The 17,900-nt window shown below is 55.6% G+C and carries 11 protein-coding genes and 1 tRNA gene; 6 read left to right on the top strand and 6 right to left on the bottom strand.

Annotation, left to right across the window (positions count from 1 at the left end; translation table 11 throughout):
- Positions 1-131: 131 nt before the first annotated feature.
- Positions 132-1,121: a hypothetical protein gene (locus B2P87_RS10425; RefSeq protein ID WP_141889888.1), complete on the bottom strand. Its 990-nt coding sequence runs from the start codon at positions 1,119-1,121 to the stop codon at positions 132-134.
- A gap of 168 nt (positions 1,122-1,289) precedes the next feature.
- On the opposite strand from B2P87_RS10425, the gene B2P87_RS10420 reads away from it, so the two are divergent.
- The 5 genes from B2P87_RS10420 (at position 1,290) to B2P87_RS10400 (ending at position 8,165) form a co-directional block, all read left to right on the top strand.
- A complete protein-coding gene (locus B2P87_RS10420; protein ID WP_141889887.1) occupies positions 1,290-1,778 on the top strand; it encodes a hypothetical protein in 489 nt (162 codons plus the stop codon).
- Between the two features lie 211 nt (positions 1,779-1,989).
- Positions 1,990-2,065, top strand: a tRNA-Thr gene (locus B2P87_RS10415).
- A gap of 367 nt (positions 2,066-2,432) precedes the next feature.
- Positions 2,433-3,818, top strand: coding sequence for a hypothetical protein (locus tag B2P87_RS10410; RefSeq protein ID WP_141889886.1), 1,386 nt, complete (start codon positions 2,433-2,435; stop codon positions 3,816-3,818).
- Between the two features lie 5 nt (positions 3,819-3,823).
- A complete protein-coding gene (locus B2P87_RS10405; RefSeq protein ID WP_141889885.1) occupies positions 3,824-6,310 on the top strand; it encodes a sensor histidine kinase in 2,487 nt (828 codons plus the stop codon).
- Positions 6,303-8,165, top strand: coding sequence for a hypothetical protein (locus tag B2P87_RS10400; protein ID WP_141889884.1), 1,863 nt, complete (start codon positions 6,303-6,305; stop codon positions 8,163-8,165). Before B2P87_RS10405 ends, B2P87_RS10400 begins: the two co-directional genes overlap by 8 nt.
- Before the next feature lie 229 nt (positions 8,166-8,394).
- On the opposite strand, the gene B2P87_RS20055 is transcribed toward B2P87_RS10400, so the two are convergent.
- From B2P87_RS20055 to B2P87_RS10380, 5 genes are all read right to left on the bottom strand, one after another.
- Positions 8,395-8,781 (bottom strand): terminase small subunit, encoded by a 387-nt coding sequence (locus B2P87_RS20055; protein WP_141889883.1) that lies wholly within the window; start codon positions 8,779-8,781, stop codon positions 8,395-8,397.
- An 807-nt stretch (positions 8,782-9,588) separates the two neighbouring features.
- Positions 9,589-13,107, bottom strand: a complete 3,519-nt coding sequence (locus B2P87_RS10395) for a hypothetical protein (RefSeq protein ID WP_141889882.1) — start codon at positions 13,105-13,107, stop codon at positions 9,589-9,591.
- Positions 13,108-13,385: 278 nt separating this feature from the next.
- The gene (locus B2P87_RS10390) at positions 13,386-14,306 is read right to left on the bottom strand and encodes a hypothetical protein (protein WP_141889881.1); all 921 of its coding nucleotides are present in this window, start codon (positions 14,304-14,306) and stop codon (positions 13,386-13,388) included.
- 145 nt (positions 14,307-14,451) lie between these two features.
- The gene (locus B2P87_RS10385) at positions 14,452-14,646 is read right to left on the bottom strand and encodes a helix-turn-helix transcriptional regulator (protein WP_167510242.1); all 195 of its coding nucleotides are present in this window, start codon (positions 14,644-14,646) and stop codon (positions 14,452-14,454) included.
- 537 nt (positions 14,647-15,183) lie between these two features.
- On the bottom strand, positions 15,184-16,380 hold the full coding sequence (locus B2P87_RS10380) for a tyrosine-type recombinase/integrase (protein ID WP_141889879.1): 1,197 nt from the start codon (positions 16,378-16,380) through the stop codon (positions 15,184-15,186).
- Positions 16,381-16,609: 229 nt separating this feature from the next.
- Between B2P87_RS10380 and B2P87_RS10375 the strand changes: the two genes are divergently transcribed.
- Positions 16,610-17,788, top strand: coding sequence for a DUF6538 domain-containing protein (locus B2P87_RS10375; protein ID WP_244940784.1), 1,179 nt, complete (start codon positions 16,610-16,612; stop codon positions 17,786-17,788).
- Positions 17,789-17,900 lie beyond the last annotated feature (112 nt).

The raw sequence follows: 17,900 nt of genomic DNA, 5'->3' as shown, positions 1-17,900 counted from the left end.
CAGACGGTTTTAGGGCCGGTTTCGGGACGGAACCTCCCCGGCGCCCCTCCCCAATGCCTCGGCGGACCGGCTGCTGCCATATGCCCGCGGCATGTGGCGCGCATTTCAGTGAGCAGAAAGACACGCCGGCCTCAGCGCATCCAGAAGCCTTCCTTTTTGATCCGGTTGCGGATTGCCTGCTCGCGCCGCGGCAGGTTTTCGCGGTCAAACAGCGCCCGCACCTTCGCGCCGCGGCCCTGATAGACCATGCGCTTGATCGGCTCATAGGCTTTCAGCACTTTCTTGATCCGGTTCGGCGCGGTGATTTCGTGCAGCAGCTCCACCACCCGGTCGCTCTCGCGCGCGTAAAGCAGCGGAAACAGCCGGTAGTGGCAGCTGGTTCCGCCATCCAGATAGCCCGCGGGCAGCGCGTCGCGGCCGCCTCCGAAGGAATGGATCACCAGCGGCAGCACGATCTGGTCGAGCCAGGGGTCGAGGCTCTGGCCGGTCAGTTCGGCTGGCGGATCGTCCCGGACCGACTGCGCATAGGCCAGGAACCGCGCGCCAAAGGCCCGCGGACAGGCGCCGTAGAAAAAGCCCGCGTTGAAATAAAGGTAGCGCTTCCAGTATTCATCCGGCTGGCTGAGGTCGAGGCTGGACGGGAAATCCAGGCCGAAACGGGTGTAAAGCGACTGCCAGATGCCGGTATAGCCCGGCCCGTACAGCGTCGGCTCGGGCCAGGTCCCCTCGACCCGCAGGGACGCCGAGGGCCGGGAGAAATCAAACGGCACCTCCGCCAGCTCGCCGGTGATCAGTGTGTCGGTGTCGAAAAAGACAAACGGCTCCCCCTCAGGCAGGGCCTGCAGCGCCTCGATCTTGTTGCCATAGGGGTATGCGGCGCCGAACACCTGGTTCTCAAACGGCAGGATTTCCGCATCCAGTTCCGCCAGCGCCTGCAGCACCTCCGGATTGCGGATGCTGGGATCCTTGTCCCACAGGGGCCCCGGCTGCGGCACCGCCACAAACAGGCGGCCGGAAAATCCGGGGGAGCAGCGGCGCAGCGAGGCGGCAAACAGCACGGCCTCATACTGCAGCCGGCCCGCCTGGCCGATGATCATCACGCTGAAGGGGGCATTTGCCATTGTTTTCCCCGTTTTCCGTCTCTGCCGGGCGGTTAGGACTGCCTGTTAAGGCCGCAGGCAGACCTGCCTGCTAAGGTAGCTACAAGGCGGCAGGATGCCGTGCAACAGGCCGTTGGGAATTTCGGGCGCCCCTGTGTCAGCGCGCGGGCCCTCAAATGGAGCGAGAACATGATTGACGTGATCCTGACGATCATCGCCGCATCGGCACAGCCGGGCCAGGGCGGCGCAGCGCCCGAGGCTGCGGCGCTGTCTGCGCCTGCCCCGGCCGCCCCCGTGCTGGCAGCGGAGCCGCAGGAGGCCGCCGGCCGGTTCACCACCGCAGCCGAGGTGAAGCCGATTCTGGCGGCAACCCGGGCCAGCTGGATCCACGTGCGCGAGTTCGGCGGCCAGGACCTGCTGTATGTCACCCACCTGTGGTCCTGGCGCTGCGGCCTGGCGCAGGTCAGGCTGGGGGTAAACGGCGCCGCGCCGGAACTCTGGCCGCTGCCGGAGTGCCATCTGGACGAAGGCTTGCCGAACATGATCAAGGCTGAGGACGGGATGCCGTACCGCAGCTATCCGCCGGGCTCGATCCAGCATGTTGCCGTTGAGGTGACATACGACGACCTGAGCCGCGAAACCCTGACCTTCGGGCGCAATGGCCAGCCCTTGCAGTAAGCCTGAACCGGCCTTGCGGCCTGTCCGCCGGGTGCTGTGCAGCCGCTGTCCGGCCATACCGGCACGGCTGCAAAAAGCCCCCTTGGACCGGGGCCCTTCAGCACCCGCCAAGCGCGCTGAGACCCTGCTTGCCCGCAAGCCTGTTCTTTTGCTGAAAAGACCTCTTGCGAGGGACCCGCGAAGGATGTTAAGCGCGGTTTCACAGCTAAGTGCCCCTATAGCTCAGCTGGTAGAGCAACTGATTTGTAATCAGTAGGTCCGCGGTTCGAGTCCGTGTGGGGGCACCATTTGCACTAAAAAAATCACTCAAAATCAAATCCTTACCCCCAGCCCATCTGGGCTTCTTACGCTATTTTCACGCAAACCGCTTGGGGGGGGGCAGCGCCTGGCTTTTTAGGGGGGGATTCAGCGGTATGGTTCGTTGATTTTGCGTGCCATGCCACCTGGTGGTGAGAACGGCTGACAATTCGAAGCGGACCTGTGGCTTGCGGAATGTGCCGCAATCAGAGAGGAGAATACGCCTTTACGAACCTATGGAATAACGATACAGCTACACCACAAGATATGGTGGTTACGAGCAAGGCTTCTGATTTAGCATGTCGCTCGCATCACATGAACTGTGAAGATTTAGCTCTAGCGGAGGATGAGCGCTAAATGCCTCTTGTAGCGCGCACCGATCCTGATCCGCTTAAGATGAAATCACCGCAGAATGTTGATGCGCAGCTCATTAAGTTGCTAGATTCCAGAGGGGTAGACCCCGACTTTTGGTCATCTAAGGATCGAGATAGGTCCGACAGCGCCCATAGCATCTTCCAATACCCTGCGATGATGGTTCCGCTTGTCCAGCGCCGGTTGCTTGGTGCAGTGTTGGAGGCTCGGCCAGATATCCAATCAGTTTATGACCCTTTTATGGGGTCTGGTACCTCGCTGGTTAGCGGGATGCACTATGGCTTGCAGACCTACGGGAATGACATAAACCCCTTGGCGATTTTGATCGGACGGGTTCGAACTGCCCGAATAATTGAGCCAGAAGTAGGCGTCTTTGCTGAGCAAGTAGCAAACGATGCTGCTGCTGATCCGAGGAACACTATTGAAACTTCCATGGCCAACTTAGAGAAGTGGTTCCAGGAGGGGGTGTTTTTGGAACTGTCCCGTTTGCGCCGCGCAATTCGCAAATGTAAAGATCTTTGGGTTCGGCAATTCCTTTGGGTTACACTGGCCGAAACTGTCCGGCTGACCAGCAACGATCGAACTTCGACCTATAAACTTCATGCTCGCCCGTTGTCGGAAATCGCAAAACGAAAGTTGTCACCAATCGCAGTTTTCCGCGACCTGGCGCGTGAGAACTCTGCAAGCTTCTCTTCCTTCAGGCAACGTCTCGATGACGCCGGTAGACTTAAAGATGGTAAGTACGTCGCAGATACTGTTGTACGTGTAGGTGATACGCGCAGTGCAAAGGATCACTGGGCGGATGTTGCGCCATTCGATCTGCTAATGACCTCCCCCCCATATGGAGACAATCTGACTACAGTCACCTATGGGCAGCATTCCTACCTTCCACTGCACTGGATCGACTTTAAAGATATTGATCCGGCTGCGGACGAAGCGACCCTTCGTACGACCCAAGAAATCGATCGGCGTAGCCTCGGAGGCGCCACCAGCGACAACGTATGGACAGAAGAAAAGTTGTTTGAAGCTTCACCTCGCTTGGCACGTTTTGCTGATAGATTGCCAGCGAAGCCAACGGATGGGCGTGCCAGGCTGGTCCGCTTCTATAAAGATGTAGGAGCAAGCTTGGAAAGCATCCTAGATGTGATGAAGCTCGATAGTTACATGATTTGGACTGTCGGAAATCGTAGCATTGCCGGACAGCAAGTTCCAACTGATCTCGTCCTCGGCGAACTTGCTGAAGGTCTAAATTGCAAGGTGGTCACAACATTGACACGGCGAATTCATCACAAGCGTATGCCTGATAGGAACGCCAGTTCGACGACTATGCGGGAAGAGAAAATTCTCTTGATCCGCAAGGCTGAGGTTTAACCCGTATGGCCAATCCGCATTTCGACATCAGCGCGGCTGTCGTCCGTCAATTGGGTGACGAACTGGTGTCAGACGAAGTCACGGCGATTGTTGAACTCGTTAAGAATTGTTACGATGCCGACGCGACTTACGCACACGTTGTTGTAAACACGACTGACGCGCCGCCCGGTGAGGGGAGTAAGTTTTCCGAGGCCGTCGGCTACGTTGCAATTGAAGATGACGGCATGGGAATGAACCGCGCCGATATCGAACGTGGTTGGTTAATGATTTCGCTATCAGGAAAGCGGATCATGAAGGCTTCCGGGCGCAAGACACCTAAGGGGCGAACGCCTTTGGGTGATAAAGGCTTGGGGCGTCTAAGCACCCAGAAACTGGGTCAAAACCTGGAGCTTTATACGCGCAAGGACGGACAAGATGATACGTTGCACGTCGCATTTGCTTGGGACGCGTTTACCGATGACAAAAGCTTAAGCGAAGTGCCGGTATCAATTGACACAGCGAAAACATCTACACGAAATAAAGGTACAAAGCTAGTTGTCTCTGGGTTGCGAAATGCCGAGGTTTGGGGCGGGAGAGCGGTCGAAAAGCTAATCGCTGATCTTTCGCAGGTCATTTCCCCCTTTGCTGAAGCTCGCCCTTTCTTGGTGACGCTACGCATTAATGGGCGCCCGATTGACTTGGGGCAGGTTTCTTCGAAGGTCCGTGGCGCGGCGGTGGCCAAGTTCAACATTGATTTCGCTGACGGAGCGCTAGCGATGACCGGAAAATTCCGGCTCATGAAGCTCCGCGGAAACCAGGATCATGATTCCTACGAGAATTTGCTAGCAAGAGATAATGGGCGCTCATTCTTTGATTACTTAAAGAGCAAGAAGGCACCGGTTAACTTTAAACTTAGTGATGACCCGAACTTCTTCATTGAGTTTGACTATCGTGTTCCACTGTCAGCGCTCGGTGGCGCAGAAAAAGAGCCATCTAACGAACCAGACGCTCCGCTGGTTAATGCCAATCCTGGTCCTTTTCACGCTGAAATCGATGAATTTATGCTGCGCGGTGATGAGATTGGAGCCAAGCTTGGCGGGCTTGCAAACACAAACGAGGTCAGAGAGATTGTAAAGCTACATGCGGGTATAAAAGTATTCCGCGACGGCTTCGCAATAAAACCTTATGGTTTAAATGGCGAAGATTGGCTTCGCCTAAGCGCTCAGCAAACGAGCGGAAGTTCCTGGTACGGATTGCGCCCCCAGAATGTAATTGGGTTCGTGTCGATTAGTGAGGCGGAAAATGGCAACCTAAAGGAGAAGACGGACAGGGAAGGTTTTGTTTCCAATCCGTATTCTCAGAACTTCCGACGCCTAGTAACCCACGCGACTGAAATGATCGGTAGCTTCTATGAATGGACCAGGCGAAATTTTAATACGTTTAAAGCAAACCGACCGGAGAACTCTAAGCCCTTCAAAGGCGGGCGCAAGGCGATTGCCGATGCCGAGAATGTAGCAAGTCGTTTGGCGAGTTACAGCAATACTGCCAAGTCGCTTGACGCCAACACAGCTGTCGCCCGGCAGAAGATTGCAACCGTGACTAGCCGCATCCAGAAAACACCCCTACTGACAAGTTCCGCAGAACGGGAAATGGCGGAGCTGCTCACCGACGCGCAACAAGCACTTGAAGAATCTCAGGCACTATTTTCTGACCTTACTAAATACGCAGCAGAGGCCAAGGATCTCGCGGATATTGTTACCGTGCTTTCGCCGCGATTGGACGTTTTGTCCGACCAACTACAGGATTTTTCGGAACTTGCTGGATTGGGGCTGCTGGCTGAGGCACTTTCACATGAAGTTCAAAACCAAACCGATCGCTTGATGCAAAAGGCTTCAAAGGCTGTGGCGCGCGCCAAAAAAACAACCCCCCCGAATGTGGATCTCCTAGTCCTAGGACAGGAAGTCACTACGGCGGCGGCGGCTCTGCGTCGGCAGATTGGTCACCTATCTCCTTCGCTGCGGTACCAGCGCGACAAGATCGAGACATTTCCAGTTTCTAGGCTCATAGAGGATATTCGGTCGCACTTTGAAGACCGATGGGCTGAAACCGGCATTCAAACCGATATTGCACTTGATAGCGCTGATTTCTCTGTAAAAACTAATCGCGGGAGATTGACGCAGGTAGTCGACAACATCGTATTGAATGCTGAGTATTGGCTCAAGGAAGCGCAAGCCAATAATCCAAATTTTTCCCCTAGACTGAATATCAGCTACAAGCCACCAAGGTTGCAAATTTGGGATAATGCAGGTGGAATTGATCCCGCTGTTGAAGACGCGCTTTTCGAACCCTTCATCACACTTAAGCCGAAAGGGGAAGGGCGAGGATTGGGTCTATTTATCTGCGCTCAAATTCTGGAGTCAATGGGTGGCACTATTTCGCTTCTTAATGTACGCAATGAACACAACCGTAGGTACATTTTTGAACTGGATCTTTCGGGGATCGTGGATGGATAAGACAACAATGCCTGATAATTCGATTGCCGCAGATGCATCGATTGAAGATAATTTGGCCGCTGCTTCTCTCCCGGCTAAGCCTGATATTGAAGCAGAAACTAAAGAGGAAGATAGGCATCCTGTGGATAGCTTCGACGGTAAGCTTGCCCAACTCTTTGAAAAATTGAATATTGTTAAAGTCGTCTTTGTTGACGACAAGGCCGAGCCGCAAATTGATGCTGGAACTGTATATACAGTTTTGATAGAGAACGATGCTTCTAAGGAGTCCTTAGCAGAATTCTTCCAAGGTATTGAGCTGTCCATTGAGAACGACGCACTTATGGAGCAGCTGGACTTCAAGCTGCGGGAGCTCGAACGCGAAGAGCTTTTGGAACTAGGCAAGGTGCTATCGGCTCACAGCGAGGAAGTCCACGAGCGTGAGGCTCTAGTACGTCTACAGGACCTGGTGCCTAAGAAGGCTGTCATTCATTTGCTAACACCACACGAATGGTTCGAACAAAGGGATGCATTAATCAAAGAGTGCACAGAAGAGCGACGTACTTTATTCTTTTTCGACCAGGAACTAGAGGCTGATCAGGCAACTTTGGGATTCTCCAAGGGCTCCGATATCATTCGTGACTTGATTAAGAAAGAAAAAGCCGGTTTTGGAACACGCTGGTTCTGCGGAATGTTAACACATACCGTTTCGCTGGGAAGCGAAGTCGAAGCTTGGCTGGAATTGGAGAAATCAGAGAGACTTGATCTCCAGTACTTTATGCCGATCGCCAAAACTGCCTTAGACGAAGAGACTACTTTCTACGGAGCTGTATATCGTACCCTTATCACTACCTACAGCCAGACAATGAAAAAACTGGCTCAGGCCGCTTTCAAGGAGGCCTTGAATGATGCGTTAGAGCAATTTGCTGGTCTAGATCCGATCGACTTTGAGCACATGGTGGTGAAGTCTTCTGAGATGGAGGGTGTCTCGGAGTTGGAAACGCTGATACGCCTGTACGGGATTATTCAGAAAGACCAGGTAAAATCACAGATACTTCAAGAGAAGAGGGTCGGCGAATTTACCTCTGCTGCGCGCACGGTAAAAGAAATCGCCGATGTCGGCCGTGATATGTCCTCGACTTCGCAAGAACGTCTATTTCAGCTTCGCCGTGAGGAACTCTACGAAAGCGAACAGCTCGTAAACAACTACAACGACCCCCTCCGAAACGGCGACCTGTTCGAGATCGGCGAGGGTAGGGAAACGAAACTATGGGTGCTCATTGCACAGCCTTGCGATCTCATGGTTCGGAGCGATGGCAAGCGTGTACGCGAAGAAAACTTCAAAGTTGCGGTTCTGGCACCTGTTAAGAGCAGGCCTCTTGGAAAGGAGGCGGGTGCTAAGGACGGGTTACGATTTTTTTTGGAGCACTACGATCATGGTGGCGCTCAGTCTGCTGTCGTTCCTTTCGCAGATGCAACACCAGCGAACTTGCAGGTTCTCGACCTAGCAGTTTTCAACAAAGACGGGCGTTGCCATCTTGCAGCCTCTCCTGACTCGAACCTCAACCTTCCGAGTAGGGCTTGGGAGAATCGGGATGACGTGTTGAGAAAGCACTTTGGAAAGTTTTCCAAGCAGATTGAAGACGCTCGGAGGGTTCACAAAGACCAAGTTGCCAAACTATTGGCCAACGCAGTCATTCCTCGGGCGGCGCCAAAAAAGTCGTTTTCTCAATACGGCTCTTACGATGACGGTTCATTCACTTATTCTATCCGTCGTTGCGGGCGAATCCGGGACCCATTAGCTACATCGCTGCTTTCGGCTTACAGTCGTTTCTTGGCGAGGGATGCCTATGAGCACGACTTTTCGAAAGCAGGTTAGGCTTTGGAAATCAATCTCTATAACCTGTACTGGATCTCGATGCGAAGTTGCTATGGTTGCTGCAACAGTGAATTGGCCTACTGGTAAGCAGGGTGACTTAGCTTCCGATTTCTTTCAGGAACCGTTTATTCCCAGTCTCTTGCAGCGGGTCGCGTAGTCATTCATCATATAGGTCAATTGATGAAAGCGGACAGATCGTTTCGGACAAGTGGAGCAAAGGATTATTAGCTCAAGCCTTTCGCATAAGGCCTAATTCCCGGCTAATGATATTGGCTTTGAAAATGCCTGCAGCACATCGCTCGAACTTGTGCGCAAACACAGCATTTTCAATGAGCTCCATTGTCTCGACTAGATCTTTCCTGTTCTTTCGCCAGTGCCGCCATGTCTGTGTTGTGATTCCGAGAAACAAACAGAATCCAGCGATTGTCATTGGTCGATCTTTCCGCAGTTTTGCGATCATCGTTCCGTTTGCAGTTCTGAACAATTTGCTCTCGAAAAGTGGATTACTTTCCACGTGCTCAGCATACTCGACAAAACGCTCCCCTAGATGATGGGGCGCTTTGATCTTGCGGGGTCTCCAGGGCGGATTGAGTGGTTGCGCTCTGTTACTTTTCATATGGTTACCCCCTTTTTTTGCACTTGGTAAGCATGGGCCGCTAAGGGGGCTTAAGCAAGGGGTAGCGCCGCAGAAGCAAGCTATTTGGCTACTTTTTTGCGGTCAAATTTGCTTCCAGCGTAGTTGGGCTATGTTCTGCTGAGGCCGGTGGTAAGGGTGAGAGCAACACGCCTAGGCTGCTTCCGCTTGGTGTCGGCAATGCAACTGCACGATGCTCGACGGAGAATTGAAGGGTAATGCGCCTTGGTGCCCATTTAAGGCACTATGTTTCTAGGCTACCTCATTGATAGCGTAGCAAAATGTTTTGATTTATTTGTGACTGTTACGCTAAATTCGTGTGCTTTGCTTTGTTCGGAAAAGTCCTGCTCGCTAGTTTAACACCCTTATCCAGTTTGAGTTTTGCAATCAAAAAGCGTTGAGGTCGCTTGTTCGCATATTGATGGCGGTGATGATTGACGCGCGGTTGATGGCAGGTGATGCAGCGGGTATTGCTGCCCGCCTGGAAGTGGTGCGGTGGCGACGGCCCGGAAATGTGCCTGCACGCCGCTGTGGTGGGAGCAGGGGCTTGCTTGGGTGTGGCGCGGCCCAACATGTGCCGGCGGCCAATGGCGACCCTGTGCTCGTAAAATTGTGCTCGGCAGTTTTGGGTGCCTCAGGCCGGAGGTAATACTGTGCCGGGTTCTGCTCCCCGCGTGGTGGACGAGGCATTTGGCTTGTGTGCGGCATTGCGGCGTAAATGCTAAACCTGCATAGCCAAAGTACCCCAATTGCCTACATAGATACCTATACGGTTTTAGGGTGCTTTGGCTATTTTGCTCCGTACCGTTTACGGGACTTTTTCAGGGTGCAACCCGGCAAAATTCCAGCCAAAACTGCTTGAGCAGCCTCAATGTCGGCAACACCGACCTTGACGGCACGTTTTCCAAACTGCGCGTGTGTCAGTTGGCATTCCACAGCATCGGCAGGTAGGTGTCCTCCCACGGGCGGGTTTAGGCGTAACAGTGCATTCAAGCCCGCCCTTTCACGGTCGCGGGCCTGATCCGCCTCTGCCTTGGCGTGGGTCGCCACATACTCGCGTGCCTTCTGAACCTGCGCTGCGTTGCGGTAAAGGTCCGGGAACAGCAGCGGTGCCAATTTGTTAACCGCCTCACCGGTGAGCGGCACCAGACCTTTGCGGCAGATCAGCTCTTCCGGCCCTGCTGCAAATTCATCTAGCGCGCCGAGTTGGTCCACGGGATAACCGATCGGGACATTGCCGAACACGTCGATAACCATCGGATGTTCTGCGCGGATGGCGCGCGGCCTGCCGATTGCCTGCTCAACATGCGTCCGCAGTTTGTAGCCCAGATAATGGTTCACGTGCGGGTCAGGGTGCGTATAAACCCGTGTGCTTAGTTCGTGGTATGCGCCGCATCGGACGTAGCCATCAGCTAGCGGCCAATATTCGCCAGCGGGGAGACGTTGGACGCAGCGCCCGAGTAGCACCTCCACCTGTGCTTCGTAAACGCCAGGGTTTGGCAGAGGGCGCCCGCAGATCATAGTGTACGGCACACCCGCCGCCGCGTTGACGCTGGTGACAGCGCCATAGTGCAATGTCAGGGTCTCCGCAGAGAGATGCGGCAGGACCGCCTCCTTGACCGCCTTCTGCGATACCCAAAGGCCGGGGCCATCCGCTGCCTGATCGTTGAAATGCGCCGCCAGTTTCAGAGACAGCGCCGTTGGCCCGTTGTGGTCGGTAAGGCTGTTCGCAGAACCCGTGTGGCAGTCCATATACCGTATGGTGACATAGGCAGGCAGTGAAATGTTGTCCCGGTCGGGCGCGCCGAAATCCAGCCCTAGCTTATTCAGGGTCTGGTCTGCCGTGGCGCTGTACAAGACGCGGGGTGCTTTGTGGCAGGTGTTGAACCCGCTGATGTCCTGTCTGGTGCTGACGGTGACGCAAGAGGCGGGAATCATACCCTGCGACGTTGTGGTGCTCATGGTGCAACCAATGAGGTGGTTCTGCCCCTGAGACTGCATAACAGCCCGCAGCAGTGCAGCTACTCGCTGACACCACCGGCTGCCCCACTCATGGCGAGTCACCGCCTCGCCCAGCAGGCTTTCAAACTCCTCCGCATCTTCGCTTGCTGTGACGTTGATTGTTTGCGGCTTTTGAAGATACCCTAGCACTTCCTCAGCGTGCTCAATCTTCACTGGCGCAATCGCCGCACCACGGGACGGCCATGGGATGGACGCGCTTAGTGCTGCTAAGGTCTGTGACACATTTGGAAGCTGCACCATCGCCTGGAGGGGCGGCGGGAGTGCGTCAAGAAGCTGCGTAACTGTGAGGTCGGCTTGCGTAATGTGCAGTTCTTCGCTTAGCAGAACATCCATTTGGTCTTCGTCAAACAGCCACAAAGCGACCTTCTTACCGACGATGTTCTCAGGTTTGTAGTACGCCTGCTCGCGGGGCATGATTACCACGTCGGCTGTCTGGGCAGCGTCCCGACGTTCGTAATATTCGCAATGCTCCCGTAGAGGGCAGTTGTCGCACGCGGAGCGCTCCACAGACGATACCAGCCCGCTGAGCGCTGCTATCTGCTTCGGGAATTTGCACACCTTCGCCCGACCAACGGTGGCCACAACGTTCAGCCCGTCAAGCACGTCTAGCGCTTTTTCAATCTGTTCGTGGCGCTCTAGCACTATCACCACCGGGCCGTGCTTCTTGCGGTTCCAGCCGCTATGCGGGTCCGAAACAATCCAGCGGACAAACTTATCGCGAGCATAGGATTTCCCCACACCTGTCTGGCTTGCATCCCACCAGACAGGCGGTGTGCGAGCGTCTTCAGTTGCCTGCCACCGGCCCAGTTGTTCGGTGTCTTTTTCGGTGTCGCCCGTAGTGCGCGGCTTTCGTTTGCGGCCTTCCAGGAACGGCAACCCTTTCGTACGCCACAAGTGAATCTGCTGATCGAACTGATATTGGTTGCGAGCATCTAGTTTCGCCTTCTGTTTTTCCCAGCTTTCGGCGCGGTTCGTGGCGCTGGTGGCAAAGCTGAATCGGGCAGGCCGGTTCAGTGTTACGGAGGGCGTTTTGTTCACCCCCACCAGTTCATAGCGGGCATTGATGCCGTGAGCGTAGTCGATAACATGAGGCCGTCTCAGCGGGTCGCCATCCTTGCCTAGCGTTACAATCTGAATACGCGACATGCCGTATTCCACCCCGTCAAGAATGCCGGGGCCGTCAACCATATGGTACTTGTGAGGATCGTCTAGGATGTCATTGACCGTGACCCACGTGTAGTCCGAAAGCTGGATATTGTATTCGCCGAAGAGCTGACCCTTGCGCTGGAACAGCCCGCGAACCGTGGCCATGGCTTGATCGTAGGTAAGCCCCCGTTCGGCCATAAGTTCACGCGCCCGGTCCTCCACCCACGCTGCCTTTACCCGCGCCGCTTCCGCCCGCATGGCGTCTTTCGCGACACGGCGGGTCTTGAGGGCCTTTGCTCGCTCTTTGGGCGCTAGGACAGCATATCCGACCGCCTCGCCTCTGGTAACGGTAGGCGCAGGCGCACACCGTGTGAGACCTCCGGAAAGTGTGGGAGGTGCCTCAAACGAAAGCCGCTCTGGCGAACCCACAGCGGCGTCAAATAGCCCTCGTTCTAGGAGCTGCCCTGCCGCTCCGACTACCCAGTAGGAGAGGCCGTGAAGCCACCCGCGGAGGAGCAGGTCGGCCAGTAGATCTTTCTGCGAAAGGTTGCGCTGCCAATACAGCACGTATTTGTGCGAGGCAGCCGCTTGCAAGGACTGACCGTCAGGCTTTGTAATGTGACTCGAGCTTGAAGCTGTATCTACTGCCTCGGCGCGCGCCAAGTCAGGCCACAGTTGCAACGCGGCCTGCTGCCAGCCCCCGGCGCGCTCAATGTTGGCCTGCACACTGGCGGGCATGTCCTTCGTGTCGTGGTCCAGCAGTGCCCAAGAGTTTTGGGTGTTGTCGAAGTGGAAGAACTCTTTGGAACGCACAACAGACGGGCCCAAGAATGACAGAGCCTTACGCTTGGACAGTACGGGGAATTGATATTGCGTTGTATTTTTCAGTTGCCCAAGGATTAGTGCATGATCCTTGGGCATATCCGAGATCAGAGCGGCAAGGGCCTCGCCATCAGGGGCCGCGTGCCAACTCGACCAGCCTTCGGACATAGGGAGGGGGTGCGTTTTCTTAACTGTCCCGTCAGCCAGTAGTTCGATACGTTTGTTAAGATCGCCCTTTGTCGAGCGAACGAGGGTGACAGAAGCAGGCAAGCCGGTATTGTTTGCCGCCTGAGCAGCTTGGGTCGTGGTCGGTAGCATTGGGGGTATTCGTTCCTAAGCGTTGCAAGAAACCAACCTGTCTAGGGCTGGCGGTGAGTTCACTCCTTTTGTGTCTTGCGGGCGCTGCATTCCCGGTTCCAAGCGAGGCAAATCGCCGGGTGTTGGCAGAACATTGGCGGTAGACAGCCGCCAGTCCTTTGTGCCAACACCCAGAACGCTTTGGAACGCACCACAGTTAGCACAGGCCGGGCGGGTTTGCAAGTACGGCGCTTATTTAAGGCTTTGATATTTAATGATTTTGAATCCCTTGAGGGCGCTCAGTGTGCCGAAACGCCCAGCGTAGCTGCTACTGTGTCCAAGCCTGCGATGGTGGTGCGGTTACCGAAGTTGCAGTGCAGCGCGATTTCCCGCCCATGCAATTGCTCTGTATCGTTGATCTCTGGGATGCCAAGCTTGATCAAGAACTGCGCCAGCAGATTGTCCCACTTTTGGGCCAAGTCGCCCTTAGCGTTGCGGTAGAAACGGAGCACCACCTTGTCGGTTTCGTCGTCGTCGCTCACCAGCGTCACGTGAAGGTATTGCTGGTCACTTGAGGGGGCCGGGCCGTGAATGGCGGTTGCTGCGACCTTGTAGATGCCTTTCTGGGTCGGCAGGGGTGCTATCGGTGCGGCTGGCGGCGGCGGTGCTGCCGGGGGCGGTACTGTTGCGCCCGTGCTGGCAGGCCTTGTGCTGGCCGCTGGTGGCTTTTGCGGCGCTGCCGGGGGCTGTGGGGGCGCGGGGGCAATAGTGGCGCTGGGCGGCGCTGTTTTGGCGGTCGTGGTTTTTGTCAATACTGTGCGCAGTGCCTCGACCGCATGACGCTTGGCAGTCGCTAGACCGTCCGTGCCGGGCATGATTGGGACCAGCGGGATGTCTTGACCATTTTCGACCGGAAGGCAAACCCAAGGCAAGCCGCCAGCCCCCTCTTTTGTCACAAACTTACTGTGATCCACTTTGGTTTCGATTACTGTTTCGACGTGGCGTTCGGCAACGGGGAGTGCAAAAATATGCTTCTTGCCGCCTGTGTCTATTGAAATAGTTGGCGACACCTCTGGGGTGGTCTCCCAAACTTCAAGCAGCTTAAGACCAGACGTCACGATTGTTTCGCCGCGCTCGGCCGCATCTGTTAGTTCTTGCGCTGACATGGCCAGCGCATTCGCAGCTTTCATGCTGCGAAGGGTGTTGTACTTATCGTCCATGGAACGTGCCTTTGTGGCCTGAATTGAAGGCAAATAGCGTAACTGTATTGCGGGGCGCTGCCGCAAAGCCTTTGTTGCTATAGCGATGAATGGTTGATCGGGGTGCCCCAGTAGGGCGTATGCCGTTTCAGCAGCGTTTGCTAAATCAAACGGGCAGATCTACGCCCTGTTCTTCGGCAAGGTTCGCCATGGCTTCATCAATGGCAGTTTCAGGCCAGACATTACGGTTGCCGAGCTTGATGGGCTTCGGCAACTGGCCGCGCCCGATATCCGTGTAGATGGAGTTGGCGGACCGACCGCCAAGTTTTTCGCAGACTTGATGAATATTGAGATACTTCATGGCCTTAAGCCTCCTGTTTGATGCCGCTTTGGCGTTGGCAGGCACAGGCTTAAGGTGTTGGGCTTTGCTGGTAAGCAATAAGCGCAAGCCGCATTTATTGCGGCTTGGTAAGAACGTTATTGTAGAGGCTATCAGCAGAGCCATGGACGCCGGGCAAGCTAGCCACGATGTCTGCCAAGCCGCCGGGGGCCTTTCGAGGGTGGTCCGGGAATTCACGACAAAGAGCTTTCCACACTGCCTGCAAACGAGCGTTCCGCCGTTGCTTCGGGCCTTTGCACAGGGGCGGCCTTGGGGCGGCCAGCGTCCTGCACAGCGTGGCTAAGGCGGTCGGAGGGAAGCCTTCTAGGTCGGTGCAGTTAGTTGCCCAACTCCGTAGCTCGTCATAATATTCGCGGTCACTATGTGCCAGTTCGCAAGCAGCAAATAGATCGTTTTCTGCGTCTACGAACTGCCAAAGGCGGTGTGCAAACTCTTTGGGGTCAGTTGGGTACACAAAGCCGCCAGCCTCGGCGCTGAATGTAAAAGGCAGTGCGACCATCAGCCTGCCTCCACCAAGTGAAGTTTCTGCCCGGTGCCGCCCGTCACATGGTTGGCCCATTGTTCTAGCAATACAGCACGCTTCTCAAGGAAGTCGTCGCGGTCATACGCCTTAGCGGCGGAGTTCCCAAATTTATGAGATAAAACCATTTCCTTAACCTCATAAGGGGCGTCGGTGCCGTTCAGCCATGTCCGGAGGCTGGTGCGAAATCCGTGGGGACGCGCTTCAAGACCTTGGCGCTTCATGAATTGAGTCATGGACATGTCACTGATCACGCCCTTGCGCGGGCTGGGGAATAGGTATCCGTCCCGGCTGCCTTCCAGTGCTTTGGCAACAACAAGCTGGGCGGTTGCGCTGAGTGGGACGCGGAAGGCTTGGGTCTTCCCCTTGTTGCCTTTCATGTCCTCGGCAGGAATGGTCCATACGTCACCGTCAATTTGGTTTTCGTGCATCGTGCGCAATGGTCCGCTGCGAACACCGGTTAGGATTAGCAGGCGCAAAGCAAGCTCTGTTGTCGCCTCACCTAAACTCCCATAGAAGGCGGGAACCTCTTGCCACGGCATTGAAGGCATATTCTTCGCAACATGGCGACTTTTTCCAAGAAGTGCCTTGGCTTTGTCGGTGGCCTGAAGATCTACGTCTAAGCCCATCGCAGCGCCATGCTTGATTACGATACCGATACGGTTCATGCCCTTGCGCGCGGTATCGGCCTTCGTGTGCCAGAGCGGTTTCAGTACATCCACAATGTCGTTCTGGGTGATCTCGGTGATTGGACGGTCCCCAATTTTGGGGATCACGTGGAGGTTCAAGGGCGACATCCAGCGCCCGGCGGCTCCGTCGCCTTTGAGTTCTGCTTTGCGGGCTTCGAATGCGAGCGCGCATACTTCCTCAAAGGTCTGACTTTTTTGGAGCTGCTTGCGCCGCTCTTCACGCGGATCAGTGCCGCTGCGGGCCAGCTCCCGCGCTGCCGCTGCCAAATCGCGGGCTTGATCAAGTGTTACGTCTGGATAGGGGCCGAGGCCGAGTTCCACCCGCTTTCCGCGCCCAAAAGCGGCTTTGATGGTGACTTGCACCGACCAATACTTCGCCCCCTTTTCCCTAACGTGCAGGAAGAGACCGCCGCCGTCACCGAGGCGCTGCCCGGGCTGTTTTGCAAGCTCAACCTCTTTCTTACCTAGCCTGTGGATGCCCGGCATCTTTAGCCGCCCCCTCAAATGTTGTTACGCTATTTGCCCGCAATTTGGCTGTGCCAACATGGAGCTAGTTGGGCCTGTCTGCAAGTTCAAAATATTGAATTTATTTATACTTTCGTGTTGTTTGGTTTTGTTGTTAGATTCCCATATGCCGTGTGGGGGCACCACCAATTTTTCTAAAGCATTGTGCCGCATCAGCTTTTGCACTTGGCAAGGCGAGGCGTAGTACATTTTGGAGTACAAATCTTCCCAGCATGTCTTCGTGAAAGAGGGCATCTTTTACTTCACCCGGCGTGTCCCGGCGGACCTTCGGAAGCACTATTCCTCCGCCAGGATCTCCTATTCCCTGAGAACCAGATCGCGTCCTGTGGCCTTGGCAAGAGCGGCCAGCGCCGCATTCAAGCTGGACGAATACTGGTACCACCTGCGGACCCAGGACGCGGACCTTCCCGGCAAGCATCTTCTGCGCCATGGCCTCCCCCGTCCCGTGCCGACGCCGGGAGACGGGCAAGATGTCACCACTGATGCTCTGAAGTTATCTGAGGCTGTGTTGACATACCTGCGCCTGAAAGGACTTGGCAGGCCGGAGACCTTCCGCCGGGCTGCACACCGCTCGTGCGGCTATGTAATCGACGTCTGCGGAGACAAACCTCTGCCGGACTACACCAAGGCAGACGCTAATGCCTTCCGGGATGCGCTGATCAAGAAGGGACTTGCCGGGAGCAGCATTACCCGGATCTTCGGCACTGTCCGCGCCGTGTTCAACTTTGCCGTGGCGGAAGAAGGGCTTTCCATCTCCTCCCCCTTTGCCAATGTCTATTATGATCGGAGTGCAGGCGTGGCCCTCCGCAGCCCCATCCCAGTGGATGTTGTCCGTGCCGTGCAACAGCAGTGCTACCAGATGGACGATGAAATGCGCTGGCTGGTGGCGCTGGTGGCCGACACCGGAATGCGGCTGGCGGAGGCTGCAGGTCTGCTGCGTGAAGACATTTTCCAGCTGGAGGATGGCAGATGGGCGGCCAAGATTACCCCGCACCCGTGGAGAAGCCTGAAGACTGACAGCAGCAGAAGGGTTGTTCCGCTGGCTGGTTCTGCAGAGTGGGCAGCCCGGCGCATCCACTCCCAGCAGGACGGAAACAAGTTCGCCTTTCCCCGCTACAACACCTCAGACAAGACCAGCGCCAATTCGGCCAGCGCCGCCCTGAACAAGTGGCTAAAGGCCTATGTGCCAAAGGGGGCTACTATGCACGGGTTCCGCCACTCCATGCGAGACCGGCTCCGTGCAGTGGAATGCCCAGCGGATGTTGCTGACCAAATTGGCGGGTGGCACACGGATGGGGTTGGTCAGGGATACGGCAGAGGGTACCCGCTGGAAGTCCTCAGAAAGTGGCTGGATAGAATTGCACCTTAGACGGCTGGAGCAGTACGTCTCCGGCTGACGACTACGCCTCGCCTTGCTCGTTGCAAAAGCTGATGCGGCACAATGCTTTAGAAAAATTGGTGGTGCCCCCACACGGTAGTTC

Origin of the sequence: Leisingera sp. UBA4491 (assembly GCF_002388965.1) — a bacterium.
Classification (GTDB): Bacteria; Pseudomonadota; Alphaproteobacteria; order Rhodobacterales; family Rhodobacteraceae; genus Leisingera; species Leisingera aquaemixtae.
This window is presented reverse-complemented; position numbering and strand designations above follow the sequence as displayed.